Source organism: Rhodococcus sp. FW305-130 (assembly GCF_058788335.1).
Genome location: NZ_JBYTAP010000003.1, coordinates 40682 through 53995 on the forward strand (window position 1 = coordinate 40682; position 13314 = coordinate 53995).

14 protein-coding genes are annotated in these 13314 nt (G+C 61.6%); 8 read left to right on the plus strand and 6 right to left on the minus strand.

Features of this window, described 5'->3' with window-relative positions; translation table 11 throughout:
* The first annotated feature begins 170 nt into the window (after positions 1–170).
* Positions 171–449, plus strand: coding sequence for a YHS domain-containing protein (locus AC3WQS_RS10200; protein ID WP_020968300.1), 279 nt, complete (start codon positions 171–173; stop codon positions 447–449).
* Between the two features lie 79 nt (positions 450–528).
* On the opposite strand, the gene AC3WQS_RS10205 is transcribed toward AC3WQS_RS10200, so the two are convergent.
* The 3 genes from AC3WQS_RS10205 to AC3WQS_RS10215 form a co-directional block, all read right to left on the minus strand.
* Positions 529–1851 (minus strand): MFS transporter, encoded by a 1323-nt coding sequence (locus tag AC3WQS_RS10205; RefSeq protein ID WP_030534847.1) that lies wholly within the window; start codon positions 1849–1851, stop codon positions 529–531.
* Positions 1835–2362 (minus strand): carboxymuconolactone decarboxylase family protein, encoded by a 528-nt coding sequence (locus AC3WQS_RS10210; RefSeq protein ID WP_021333740.1) that lies wholly within the window; start codon positions 2360–2362, stop codon positions 1835–1837. The genes AC3WQS_RS10205 and AC3WQS_RS10210 overlap by 17 nt, the downstream gene beginning before the upstream one ends.
* Positions 2363–2435: 73 nt before the next feature.
* Positions 2436–3866: an MFS transporter gene (locus AC3WQS_RS10215; RefSeq protein WP_020968303.1), complete on the minus strand. Its 1431-nt coding sequence runs from the start codon at positions 3864–3866 to the stop codon at positions 2436–2438.
* Between the two features lie 251 nt (positions 3867–4117).
* On the opposite strand from AC3WQS_RS10215, the gene AC3WQS_RS10220 reads away from it, so the two are divergent.
* The 3 genes from AC3WQS_RS10220 (at position 4118) to AC3WQS_RS10230 (ending at position 5914) form a co-directional block, all read left to right on the plus strand.
* Entirely contained in the window at positions 4118–4924 is an 807-nt protein-coding gene (locus AC3WQS_RS10220) for a DUF8832 domain-containing protein (protein ID WP_024487558.1), read from the plus strand.
* A gap of 198 nt (positions 4925–5122) precedes the next feature.
* Complete coding sequence (locus AC3WQS_RS10225; protein ID WP_020968305.1) at positions 5123–5488, plus strand: metal-sensitive transcriptional regulator; 366 nt, start codon at positions 5123–5125, stop codon at positions 5486–5488.
* 159 nt (positions 5489–5647) lie between these two features.
* On the plus strand, positions 5648–5914 hold the full coding sequence (locus AC3WQS_RS10230; RefSeq protein ID WP_258537507.1) for a 6-carboxytetrahydropterin synthase: 267 nt from the start codon (positions 5648–5650) through the stop codon (positions 5912–5914).
* A 40-nt stretch (positions 5915–5954) separates the two neighbouring features.
* Here AC3WQS_RS10230 and AC3WQS_RS10235 read toward each other — a convergent pair whose 3' ends face one another.
* Positions 5955–7556, minus strand: coding sequence for an ABC transporter substrate-binding protein (locus AC3WQS_RS10235; RefSeq protein ID WP_492712768.1), 1602 nt, complete (start codon positions 7554–7556; stop codon positions 5955–5957).
* Between the two features lie 168 nt (positions 7557–7724).
* Positions 7725–8162, minus strand: coding sequence for a hypothetical protein (locus AC3WQS_RS10240; RefSeq protein ID WP_487760943.1), 438 nt, complete (start codon positions 8160–8162; stop codon positions 7725–7727).
* 111 nt (positions 8163–8273) lie between these two features.
* On the opposite strand from AC3WQS_RS10240, the gene AC3WQS_RS10245 reads away from it, so the two are divergent.
* On the plus strand, positions 8274–8948 hold the full coding sequence (locus tag AC3WQS_RS10245) for a class I SAM-dependent methyltransferase (protein WP_020968309.1): 675 nt from the start codon (positions 8274–8276) through the stop codon (positions 8946–8948).
* Here AC3WQS_RS10245 and speB read toward each other — a convergent pair.
* Positions 8912–9868 carry an agmatinase gene (gene speB, locus AC3WQS_RS10250; protein WP_003941134.1) on the minus strand — a complete coding sequence of 319 codons (957 nt, stop codon included), beginning with the start codon at positions 9866–9868 and terminating at the stop codon, positions 8912–8914. The two genes, AC3WQS_RS10245 and speB, sit on opposite strands and share 37 nt — an antisense overlap.
* Before the next feature lie 146 nt (positions 9869–10014).
* Between speB and AC3WQS_RS10255 the strand changes: the two genes are divergently transcribed.
* From AC3WQS_RS10255 to AC3WQS_RS10265, 3 genes are all read left to right on the plus strand, one after another.
* Positions 10015–10650: a helix-turn-helix domain-containing protein gene (locus tag AC3WQS_RS10255; protein WP_020968310.1), complete on the plus strand. Its 636-nt coding sequence runs from the start codon at positions 10015–10017 to the stop codon at positions 10648–10650.
* A gap of 133 nt (positions 10651–10783) precedes the next feature.
* Positions 10784–11629: a carbon-nitrogen hydrolase family protein gene (locus tag AC3WQS_RS10260; protein WP_487760942.1), complete on the plus strand. Its 846-nt coding sequence runs from the start codon at positions 10784–10786 to the stop codon at positions 11627–11629.
* Positions 11626–13314: a flavin monoamine oxidase family protein gene (locus tag AC3WQS_RS10265; protein WP_020906039.1), complete on the plus strand. Its 1689-nt coding sequence runs from the start codon at positions 11626–11628 to the stop codon at positions 13312–13314. The genes AC3WQS_RS10260 and AC3WQS_RS10265 overlap by 4 nt, the downstream gene beginning before the upstream one ends.

Below are 13314 nucleotides of genomic sequence, written 5' to 3' on the forward strand. Positions count from 1 at the left end.
GATCCGAGGCTGAGGACGCATTATTCGTTCTCCTGCAATGGTTTATGTGTCGAGGCGCTGTACGCGCAGACCTTCAAGTTATCTCCAATATACCTATAGGGGGTATATTGGTGGTTGTGTCGGGCTCGCTTTCCGGGCCACATCCGTCCAGCAAAAGAACAGGAATCCCAATGAGTAGTTGTGGCTGTGGAAATACCCCGAAGGCCGACGCCAATGGCGCTGTAGGCACTGTCGGTACGGCGATGCCGACCGGTGGGAAAGACCTACTCAACTCTGGCAGCAGTGAACTCGTCGAATGTCGGGTCATGCCCGGCAGTGTGATCGAAAAGGCGCGTGCCGAAGCGGAAGGCCTGTTCCGTGACTACGAAGGTAATCGGTACTGGTTTTGCTGCAAGGGTTGTGGTCCTCGATTCGACGCAAATCCGCGGAAGTACGCTGACGTGAGCTGAGCGAAAAGTGGTGGTGCAGGCGATGGCTGCACCACCACTTTCGTTGAGGCCCAATCGGGGTTCGGGTAGACCGTCGACATCAGACGGTGCGAGCGCATGCGCACTGGGTGGCCGCCAAGGTGCATTCGCCTCGCGTGGTTTCGTACGTCGCTTGTACGGGCAATTCAGCAACTGTCTCCCGAGGCCAAAGTGCAAATCCTGCAACGGCTCCCACTGCGGCAAGCGCTGCAAGGATGCTCCAAGTGACCGCAAATCCCGCGCTCGAACCAACCCATCCGGCGATCGGATAGGTGACAAGCCAGGCAAGGTGCGACAGGGAGAACTGGGCTGCGAATACCTCCGGTATACCTGCGGGTTCGACGGAGCGCCGAAGTACTTTTCCGGTCGGCGTGACGATCATGGCCATCCCGGCGCCGACGAGTGCCCACACTGCGGCAGTGAGCATCCACGTGAATACACCGGCCACGGCGAGGGCTGCTGCCGCGCTGGCACTGACGACCAGGACAACGGAACCTGCTGTCATCACAGTGCGTTCAGCGGTTCTGTCGAGAACGCGTGGAAGAAGCAGCGCGGTCACCAACGTGCCGGTGCCTGACGCGGCAAGCATCCACGCCACGTCGGATTGGGTTCCACCGAGCTCGTCGCGGACGTAGTTGACTGTGTTGACCACGACGATCGAACCGGCTGCTGCCACCACGAGATTGAGTGCCATGATGCCGCGCAGTCGCGGTGTGGTCACGAAGATTCGCACCCCCGACGCGATCCGATCCCACGCCTTGCGGTGAGTACTCCGGCGAGCGTTGGGGATTCGGGTGGCCAGCACGAGCAGTGCCGAGACCGCAAAGCCCACGGAGGTGGCGACGAACAACAGGTTGAATGTCATGAAGGACAGTGCGACTGCGGCAAGAACAGGGCTGAGCAGGCTTTCCATCGTGTAAGCGACCTGCGATGCCGACAGTGCGCGGGTGAAATCGGCCTCGTCGGTCACGATGTCAGGAATGACCGCTTGGAACGTGGGAGTGAACGCTGCCGACGCAGCTTGGAGAACGCCTACCAGCACGTAGATGTGCCAGATCTCGCTGACGAAGGGCAATGCGATCACGACCGCTGCACGAAGGGCGTCGAGGGCAACGAGGAAAGCCCGTCTCGGCAACCGGTCGACGTACGCCGCCGCGAGTGGAGCGATCACGACGTACAGGGACATCTTGATCGTCAGCGCGGTGGCCAGCACAGCTCCGGCGCTCGGCCCAGCGAGTTCGTAGGCGAGTAGACCCAGCGCAACCGTCGCCAATCCGGTGCCGAACAGCGCGATGATCTGGGCGCTGAAGAGCAGGCGATAGTCGCGAATCAAGAACAGACGCATGCTGTTCCGTTCCGGTGCGGTCCTAGCGGTCCGGTTCATCTGGTTTCACTCCCGCGACAAGATTGAAAGCTCCGGTCAGGACATTGAGGGCGACGATTCCGACGACGTCAGCGATCTCGCGATCACCGTAGCCGTGCGCTCGAAGGCCCGCGATGTGTTCGTCTGAAATCGAGGCAGGCTCCCGATAGACGCGAAGTCCGAGGTCGATCATTGCCGCGATGGCAGGATCGGCGGACGTGCCCGCGCGGGCACGCTCGATCTCGTCCGCCTCGACGCCGTTGGCGTGCGCGGCGGCAACGTGGGCTTCGAGGCAAACAGCGCAACCTTGCTGGACCTGCACGGCGATCGAGATTCGCTCGGTGATCTTGCGGCTCAGTTTCGCTCGCTTCATTGCCCGGCTGAGTTGCAGATAGCCACCCAGTACGGCGGGCGAATGAGCCATCGCCGCGACCATGTCACCGACCTGTCCGTGACGGTTGACGAGTTCGGCGAGAAGGTCTTTAGATGCACCGACAGCGGTGGCGGGTGTGAGAGATGCAAGGCGCGACATAACGAGTCCTAAGTGGTTCCGCCGGTGGTGGGTTCGGCTGGTGACAGCCGGCCGAACCCACCACCGGAGTTGGTCAAGAATTGACGGTGGATTGAACGGTTCGAGGATCGTCGACCTTGGTCGACCGCATCACGACCGCGGTGATTGCTGCGCCCACCACTGCGATGGCGGCTGCTCCCAGGAACACGGCGGAGAAACCGTTCGTCAACTCCGTCAGGTCACCGAGTTGATCAGCGCCGAACACTGCTGCGATCGCGGTCATCACCGCGAGGCCGACAGCCGAGCCGACCTGGTAGCTGACGTTGACGATGCCGGAAGCCAATCCGCCCTCTTCCGGGCGTGCAGCCGAAATCGCCGTACCGAGTGAGGGAATGAACGCCAGCGTCATACCTGCCGCAGCCACGAGCGACGCCGGCAGTACGTCGACCCAGAAGTTGCCGGTGGGCCGGATCAACGACATCCAACCCAAACCGATTCCCAGTACCAGCAATCCGGTCACGATCATCGCTTTTGCACCGAAGCGTGCCATGGCCCGTGGTGCCACGACGACCATGCCGAGCATGACGAAGATCGTCATCGGCAGCAGCGCCGCACCGGCCGGGAAGGCGCTGTATCCGAGCACTTGCTGCAGGTACAGGTTCAGGAAGAACCACATCGGTATCCAGGCAGCGCCGAGGACGAGCTGAGCGATGTTCGCGGCACCGAGGTTGGGCGCCTTGAAGATTCCCAGACGCACCAGAGGTTCCCGACGCTTGGACTGGATCAACACGAATGCACCCAACAGAGCGGCCGAAACGGCGAGCGCCAGCCACGTCTGCCCGGATCCCCATCCGACATCAGGTGCTCTGACGATGCCGAAGACTCCGACAGCAAGACCTGCGGTGACAGCGAGTGCGCCGAGGAAGTCGATCGACCCGGTACGTGCCGGTGCGTTCGGCATCAGGAGGGGAGTAGCGATCAGCGCGATGACGGCGATGGGAATGTTGAGGTAAAACACCCAAGGCCAGCTGGTGTATTCGGTGATGACGCCGCCGAGGAACACTCCGGCCGTACCGCCTGCCGGGGCGGCAGCGCCGTAGATGGACAGCGCCTTGGTCATCTCTTTCTGCGTGCTGCCGAACAGCATCATCAGCAAGGTGAGCGCCGATGGTGCGATGAGTGCGGCACCGGCACCCTGAACGGCGCGGCCCGCAAGTTCGACGGCAACGTTACCGGCGGCACCGGCGACAACGGAACCGATCAGCAGGATCAGCCAACCAGCGGAGAACACTCTGCGGGCGCCGAACAGGTCGGACAGGCGGCCGCCGAGGAGGAGTAGCCCACCGAATGCGATGACGTACGCATTGAAGACCCAGGTCAGGCCTTCCTGGGAAAAGCCGAGATCGCTCTGCATCTGGGGGAGAGCGACACCGATGATCGAGGTGTCCATGATGACCATGAACTGAGCGGCGGCGATCAACGCCAACGCCCACCACTTACGGGTGGATTTCGGTTGTGTGGACATTCTGAGTTCCTTACCTGTACGGGGTATAGGTGATGCTCGTGTGGTCAGGGGGTGTCGAAAGCGAGCCTGGGCGACATCGGCGCAGCGCTTCGTTGAGGTGCGCGGGGAAATGCTGTTCTTGGAACTCATTCGGCCGGCGCTCTGCGTAGATGCGCATCGGATCTCCTTCGAGTGAATTCAGGGTGTTCGAGTAGTTCGTTGCATACCCTAGGGGGGTATGGTACAAATTGCAACAGGTTCGAATTCAAGGAGTGTCGAACCCGACGCAGACGGCAACGGAAGTGCTGCCGACCCAAACTTTGGAGGGCAAGATGTTCAGCGGCAACGGCTACACACTGGAATTGGCAACGTCGGAGGCGGCCGTCGGCAGCCATGTCCCCTTGCAGTTCCGGATCCTGGATTCGGTTGGAACTCCGTTGACCAGGTACACCGACACCCACGACAAGCAGTTGCATCTGATCGTGGTCGGTCTGGACCTGACCGGATTCCAACACGTGCATCCCGAATTGGACGAGAACGGAAACTGGCGTGTGTCAGTCGATTTCGATCACGCGGGAGACTACCGAGTCTTCGCTGACTTCACCCCGGACGGGGGTGACGGAATGACGCTGAGTGCGGATGTACGCGTCGCCGGGTCCTATGATCCTCGGCCGTTGCCCGCCGCTGCTGCCGTCACGACGGTCGACGGCTATACCGTCTCTCTCGAAGGCGCGGCCCATGCCGGCCAGACATCGAAGCTCACGCTCTCGGTCAGTCGTGACGGAATCCCAGTCACAGACTTGCAGCCCTACCTTGCCGCGTACGGGCATCTGGTCGCGTTGCGTGCCTCCGACCTCGCCTATCTCCATGTGCATCCGGATGGTCATCCGGGTGACGGTGTCACGCCGGCTGGACCGGCAATCACCTTCTACGCCAACATGCCGAGCGCTGAGGACTACCGGTTGTTCCTGGACTTCAAACATGGCGAAGTGGTGCGTACGGCGGAATTCACTCTGACTGCCGACAATGCGACCACGCCTGGGGCCGAACACTCGAGCCACTCGCACCACGGGCACTGAGACCGAATGAGTTTCGCAGCAACGGGAAAACGGGCATGGGCGATCACCATGCACCCATCTGTTCGTGCAGTAGCGAAATGCGTGGCGATGTGCGCAGTGATTGCTCTGCAAGACAACGGAAGTCGAAGAGTATCCGCACATCGCCCCGGTAACGAGAATTGTTGCGAAGTCACGCGTTGACGAACAGGAGGACATCGAATGTCGGAAGCGACAGAAGTGGGCAACGCTCCAAGCAGTGCCCCGGGCAATGATACGACCGGCGATGTGTGCTGCACGGGTGATTCCCACGGCTACATCACCGCCAAGGACGACTACCTAGGGCGCCTGCGTCGCATCGAGGGTCAAGCCCGCGGCCTGCAGCGCATGGTCGACGAGGACAAGTACTGCATCGACATTCTCACGCAGGTTTCGGCGATGACCAAGGCTCTCCACGCGGTGGCCATGGGGCTGCTCGAGGACCACATCAGCCACTGCGTCGTCAAAGCTGCCGTTGACGGTGGTCCCGAGGCGGAGGCAAAGGTGAAGGAAGCGACCGACGCGATTGCGAGGCTCGTTCGCTCGTAGAACTGTGCTCGACGAACATTGATACCGTGGTCGTCATGTTCAGCATCGAGATCCGTCGTACATTCGCTGTGAGGCAAGGGTTTCCGGCGGCTTCCGGCACCCGTGCGGGACGCAAAGAATTTGCCGCCGCTGATGCCCGTCGAGGGATTTCGCGTGACGATGCGAGTCGGGTTCTCGTTCGAGGACGACCAACTCGGAGAACGTGGATGGTTTGTCGACACGGACGCTCTCGACGAGTCTGTCGATCGGTGCGCCGAGCGATTGGCGAGCGGTGTCTGGCCGGAGATTTTCGATTTCCGTCCGTCATTCGAGAACGTTGCGAAATGGGCTTTCACGGAACTTGCGTCCACGATTCCTCAGCTGACCTACGTCGAGCTGGACAACGAGACGATAGGTGTGGCAACGAGATACGTCAGATCGCACTGATCTGACATATCTCGTTGCCACAGGGTATCGATCGATCGGACTACTGGTAGAGACGCAGTGCAGACCCGATGAAGGACTTACCGAATGCGAGCCCGGCCTTGTTGAAGTAGAAGCTCATGTTCGTATTCGCGAACGGCACCGCGGACACCGTCTTGGTGATCTGCGACTCGGCGTCTGCCCACTCTGCGCACGCTGCGTCGCCGGTCAACCCGGAAGCCTTGGCCACCGCTGCTTCGTAGGCGGGGTTGTTGATCGAAGAGAAATTCTTACCGGCTGCCGGAGCAGGTCCGGTGAAGAACGGGGTGAACCCGCTGGGAATCGAATTGTTGATCTGGATCCATGCGATGTCCCACTGATTGTTGTCTTTACCGCTGAGCATGACGTCGACAACTTTGGTCTGGTCGGCTCCCGTTACCTCGACGTTTGCGCCGAGATCCGACCATGCAGATTGAGCGAGTTCGGCTGCTGCGCTGCGAGCCTCTTCGCCTCCTGCGTAGAAGAGGCGGAGTGTCAACGAGTTTCCGTCTTTGCTTCGTTTTCCGTCCGACCCGGCGGTCCAGCCGGCCGCGTCCAAGGTTGCCTTCGCTGCGCTGACGTCGTAGTCCGGAATGTTGCCGGTGACGGAGTCGTACACGCAGGCGCGGGGCTCTATACCGACGAGACTTGTTGCGCGGGTGCCCTGGCCGGCCGTGATAACTTCTGCCAGATCGTCGAGATTGACTCCCTGGACGAGTGCTTTGCGAACGGCGGGATCGCTGGTGGGATTGTTCGCGATCTGGTTGAAGTACATCTGACCGGACGGCATCGGGCGATTGATCGAGTCCAGATTGGCGGCTTCGATCCGGTCCTTGTCCGGACCGGCGATCGGAGATGCGTTGAGTTCGCCGGAGAGAAGCTGGTTTGCGGCGGTGCTGACATTGGGTGCCATGACAGCGATGACGGTCTTGGGGACACCTGGTGTGTCGGAGGTGGTGTCGTCGGGGCCCCAGTTGTAGCCGTCACGACGCTGGAACGTGTAGTGGTCGTTGGCGGCGACTTCGGTGACTTCGAACATGCCGGAACCGAGAGACTTCTTGTTCGAGGCGGTCGGGTCCGCGAGTCCGGCGTCGCACATGATCGGGAGGCGACTGACCGTGAGGAGGAGGAAGGGGCTCGGCGCCGGAGTGGTGACCGTGATGGTGCGGGTCGCGGGATCGGCAGTGGCCGAAGCGCCTACGGGGACCGTGGTGCCGCGTTGTTGTGAACCGTTGGCCGGATCGGCCACGAAGTTGATGTTGTTCGCGACGGTCTGCGCGTTCAGCGTCGACCCGTCGGTACAGGTCACTCCCTCGCGGATGGTGAAGGATGCGGAGGTCGGCGTCTCTTCCCATTTCTCTGCCAACCACGGTTTGAATTCACTGGTGTCCGGATCCTGGTAGACCAGGGAGTCGTAGGCCAGCCTCGAGATGTCAGCGGTTGCCGCGGAGCCGGACATGATCGGGTTGAGTGCACCCGGATCGGCTTGCAACGCATAACGGAAGGTTCCGTCTGTCAGAGGTTCACCGCCGTCGGAGCCCGAGGACGTGTCTCCCGAGCTGCAAGCCGACAACACGAGTGCGAGCCCCGCGGCCGTTGCAAGTGCCGGATAAGAGCGGTGTTTCATTGTGCCTCCGTGAAGGAGCCAGGGCCCGAGCGAAATTCGAGAGGGCGCGGTCGAGTGTGACCGCTAAATCTTGGCGTAGGACGTGACGGGCATCTCGGTCGATCTTCACGAAAATCATGCCGATTTTTGTTCGATCTCACGAGAACCGGGGTGATGAACCAGTTCAGGTCACGGTGAGTCGAGGTCATTTTGCCGTGGCCACCCGGTTGCAGTGAGTACAACGGCAGGGACCGACGTCAACGGAGAGATCGGGCCGAGGGCGAGGAGATCTTCGTCTTCGTCGATCTCGGACCAGAATTTTTCAGAAGAAACATCGAGGCCGAGAACGATCCACGGCGGTCCGGCTTCTTGAAAGGCAAAGGAGACTCTGCCGGTTCGCGGAACCGTCGCATCGAACAGGTGGTCTCCGACTGGATATCCCTGTTGCTCGCCCACCAACGTCAGGGTTGTCGGTTCGAAGGACGCTTCGCGCAGCATCTTCTCGACTGCGCGGTCGAAACTCTGCTGGGTGGTGAACTCTTCGTCCGCGTTCGAACCGCTGAACTCGGGGAAATGCGCACAACACAAAAGGTGTGAGCCCTCCGAGTTGCAGTAGAGACGAAACACGGGAAATCCACCTGCCACGAAGCGTGACGTTAGCAGAGCGTCGAAATGGAGAAGTTGCTGTTTCGGCAAAGATGGTTGCGTGGGTTGTGGAAGGTCGTTCATCCTGGGTGCATGAGCCACGAACACCACAATCACCACGAAAACTCTGAAACCACCGAGAATCCGTACGCCAAGGCGGACGCACAGTTCTGGAACTCGCTGTACGAGGAACGCCCCGCGCGCTGGAGCGGAAATCCCAACCCACAGTTGATTGCCGAAGCCTCCGACCTGGAACCGGGCACTGCACTCGACGTCGGTTGCGGCGAAGGCGCCGACGCTTTGTGGTTGGCACGTCGCGGGTGGAAGGTCACCGGCACCGACATATCGTCGGTTGCGCTCAGCCGCGCCCAGGCTCACGTCGAGGGCGAGGGCGTCGACATCGAATGGCTGGAAGCCGACCTGACGAAGTGGGATCCGCAGGGGCGCTCGTTCGATCTGGTGTCCGCGCAGTTCTTCCACATGCTCGAACCCGCGCGCGGGGAATTGTTCCGTGCTCTCGGAGATCTGGTCGCGCCCGGCGGGCATTTGCTGATCGTGGGCCACTCGCCCCACGAGTCGCCCACCGAACATCATCGGGCAATGCTGCATACACCCGAATACGTGGAGTCGCTGTTCACCGATGGTTGGAAGGTGTTGGTCTCGGAGTCGCGGGAACGTGATCTTCCCGCGAACCCCGAGATGCATCACACCACGGATACCGTTGTGCTGCTTCAGCGATTGAGTGCGAGCACCGACAGCAACTCGTAAGCGACGTGAGCCGCTGCGATACCGGTGATCTCGGCGTGGTCGTACGCCGGCGCTACCTCGACGATGTCGGCGCCGACCACGTTGAGTCCCACCAACCCGCGCAGTGTGTTCAACAATTCGCGAGAGGTCATGCCGCCCGCTTCGGGTGTTCCGGTACCCGGAGCGTGTGCGGGATCAAGCACGTCGATGTCGACGGAGACGTACACCGGGCCACCGTCGAGGCGCTTACGCATGCGCTCGACGATGCTGGCGACGCCGTCGACCTCGTAGTCGTCACTGCGGATCACCTGGAAGCCGAGGACGCGGTCGTCTTCGAGGTCTTTCTCGCTGTAGAGCGGTCCACGGATACCGATGTGCTGCGAACGCTCCATGTCGATCAGGCCTTCTTCGCTGGCGCGGCGGAAGGGGGTGCCGTGGGTGAAAGGCTGACCGAAGTAGGTGTCCCAGGTGTCGAGGTGAGCGTCGAAGTGCAGGACGGCGATCGGGCCGTGATCGCGGGCCAGTGAGCGCAGGATCGGAAGTGCGATGGTGTGGTCGCCGCCGAGCGTGAGCACGGAGGAACCGTCGGCGCGCAGGTCGGTGACGGCGGACTGAACCGTCGTGAGAGCTTCCTGAATGTCGAAGGGGTTGACGCCGATGTCGCCGAAATCGGCTACCTGCTGGTTGGCGAAGGGCGAGACCTTGAGCGCGGGGTTGTACGGACGCAGCAGCTTCGACGCAGCGCGGATGTGCCCCGGACCGAACCGAGCGCCGGGTCGGTAGCTGACACCCGAATCGAAGGGGATGCCGAGGATTGTCACGTCGGCGCGCGAGACCTCGTCGAGGCGCGGCAGACGCGCAAAAGTGGTCGGCTCGGCGTAGCGGGGGACGCGCGTGGCGTCGACGGGTCCGATGAACGATCCGGGGTTGTTGGTAGCCATGTGCAGAGGTCCCTGCTCTCGATTCGGCGCACACCGGGCGCCCTTCAGTGATGTAGCTCTCTGAGCAAGTATGGTTTCTTCAAGAGGCTCGGTTGTCAACCCCTGTTTCCTGAAAGGGACACGGCGGTCGTGAAGGAGTGGGTTCAGTGGCCAAGGCGAAGGAAGCGGTCGAGCCGGTCGGACCGCGCATCGGGGCGAGGCTCAAGGCGGCACGTCAATCGAAGCGGTTGACCCTCGACGACCTGGCCGAGGCCTGTGGTGTGACGAAGGGGTATCTCTCGAAACTCGAGCGCGATCACGTCAACGCGTCGGTGGCGACCCTGATCAAGGTGTGCGCGGTGCTCGAGATCCCCGTCGGATCCCTGTTCGAGAATGCGTCCGCCGGTGAAGTAGTCCGCGCCGACGCCATGCCGCAAATCAGCTTCGGTGGCGAAAAGATGACGGAGTACCTGCTCACGCCTACCAACGAGCGTCGAATTCAGGTGCTGCTCGGCGAGCTGGAACCAGGCGGCGGAAGTGGTCAGGAGTTCTACAGTCTGCCGATCGACGTGAACTTCGTGCACGTGCTGGAGGGCGGCTTGCGGGTCTCGTTCGAGGGCGGTCGGACGGATCCGAACGGTGAGGCCGTCGATGCCGAGGACGTCGTGCTTGCGGCGGGCGATTCCTTCACGTTCACGCCGACGCACAACCATAGTTTTCAGGCCGAAGGCTCGGTTCTGGCGAAGGTTCTGTGGGTCTTGAATCCGGCATTGCCGGAAGGGCCACGCGCGTCGCCTTCGTGAGACCCGAATCTGTGAATGTTGATTCTTAGGAAACAAGAGTTGACATGATTGGCGGCACCCGTCACGCTGGTAGTTGTCCCCGTCACACACACCGTCGAAAATTGGCGTCACGGAACTCCTGAAGGAGCGCACCATGCATGTCGATTCAGTTCGAGTTGGCCTGTTCCAAGGTCCGCTCACCACCCCGGACACCTTTGCGTCGGTGGAGTTCAACCTCGCTGCAATCGACACCGCTGCCCGCGAGGCTGCGGCATCCGGTGCGAAGATCCTGCTGACGCCGGAGATGTCCGCAACCGGCTACGACATCGGCGAACTGGTGTCGCTGCGCGCGGAGCCGGCCGACGGCCCGATCTTCGATTCCGTCGCCGAGATTGCTCGAAGTGCAGGCATCGCCGTCGTCTACGGCTACCCCGAACTCGACGGGGGAGACGTCTACAACAGCGTGCAGGTGGTGGACCGCGATGGCACTTCGATTGCGCACTACCGCAAGACACACCTGTTCGGCACGCTCGACCGCGAACATTTCCGGCCAGGTGAGACCCTGGTGGTCGGGTTCGATTTCGAGGGCATCCGCTGCGGATTGTTGATCTGCTACGACGTGGAATTTCCCGAAGCGGTTCGGGCCCATGCCGACGCCGGTACCGAATGGCTCATCGTGCCGACGGGGTTGATGACTCCGTACGAACACATTGCGCAGCAAGTGGTTCCGGCCCGCGCATACGAGAGTCAGATGTTTGTCACCTACGTCAACCGCTGCGGCGCCGAAACCGAGCTGACCTACTGCGGTCTCTCGTGCGCCATCGCACCCGACGGTGCCGAGTTGGCGCGGGCCGGGGGCGGCCAGGAATTACTCTTCGCGGATATCGCCGCCGCCACCGTCTCGCAATCGCGCACCCTCAACACGCATCTCGACGATCGACGCCTCGATCTGTATCCAGACCTTTCTGTCACGACTGTCTCCAAGGAGAACCGTAGATGACCATCCCAGTAGCTCCGGACAGTTCCTCGGAACCCGGCAAGCAGCCGCCCCTCACGATGTTCGGGCCGGATTTTCCGTTCCCGTACGACGACTACGTTTCCAGTCCGGCGGGACTCGGCTCGGTGCCCGATCTGGCACTGGGTACAGAAGTTGCCGTGATCGGTGGTGGACTCTCCGGCATGATCGCGGCCTACGAGTTGCTCAAGGTCGGTCTCAAACCGATTGTCTACGAAGCTGATCAGATCGGTGGCCGGATGCGGTCGGTCGAGTTCGACGGGCACCCCGGGGTTGTCGCCGAGATGGGCGCAATGCGTTTCCCACCGTCGTCGACGACGTTGTTCCACTATCTGAACGAACTGGGTCTGCAGACCGAAGAGTTCCCGAATCCCCTTGCCGAGGTCACGCCGAGCACCGTCATCGATCTCAAGGGTGAGAGCCACTACGCGCACACTCTCGAGGATCTGCCGCCGATCTACACAGAGGTGGCGCAAGCCTGGCAGCGCACTCTCGAAGAGCACGCCGATCTGATTCCGTTGCAGCAGGCCATTCGTGACCGCGACACCGCAGAGATCAAGCGGATCTGGAACGACCTCGTGGTGCGCTACGACGACCAGACGTTCTACGGATTCCTCGCCGCGTCGAAGCACTTCAAGTCCTTCCATATGCGGGAAGTGTTCGGGCAGGTCGGATTCGGTACGGGTGGTTGGGATACCGACTACCCCAACTCGATCCTCGAAATCCTTCGTGTGGTCATCACGGCCGCCGACGACGACCACCGCGGCATCGTCGGTGGATCGCAGCAGCTGCCGATGCGGTTGTGGAACCGCGCCCCGGAGCACATGGCGCATTGGCCTGCCGGTACGACGGTCGCTTCGCTCAACGACGGCGAGACGCGTCCCCGCGTCACCGAACTCCGGCGTACCGAGCCCGGCAACATCACGGTCACGGACTCCGAAGGTTTCATTCGCACATATGCGAGTGCCGTTGTGACAGTGCAGAGTTGGATGCTGCTGAACAACATCAGGTGTGACGACGATCTGTTCCCGATCGACCACTGGACTGCGATCGAGCGAACTCACTACATGGGTTCGACCAAGGTGTTCGTTCTCGTCGACCGCCCGTTCTGGAAGGACAAGGATCCCGTGACCGGCCGTGATTCGGTGTCGATGACACTGACCGACCGTATGAGTCGCGGCACCTACCTGCTCGATCAAGGCGAGGGCAAGCCAGGCCTGATCTGCTTGTCGTACACCTGGTCGGACGATTCGCTGAAGCTGCTGGCGCTCGATGCCACCGAGCGCATGAACATAATGCTGCGTTCGCTCGAAGAGATCTACCCAGGCGTGGACTTCCGCAGCCACATCATCTCGAGCCCGGTGACGCTGTCGTGGGAAACCGAGCGCGACTTCATGGGTGCGTTCAAGGCGAACCTTCCGGGGCACTACCGGTACCAGGAGCGCCTGTTCTCTCACTTCGTGCAGAATGATCTCGAACCGCGTCATCGGGGAATCTTCCTCGCCGGTGACGACGTGTCGTGGACTGCCGGCTGGGCCGAGGGCGCGATCCAGACCGCGATCAACGCGGTATGGGGCGTCGTCAACCATCTCGGCGGCGCTGCGCCTACCGAGAATCCCGGACCCGGCGACGTGTTCGAGGAGCTCGCTCCGATCAGGTTGGGCGACTGA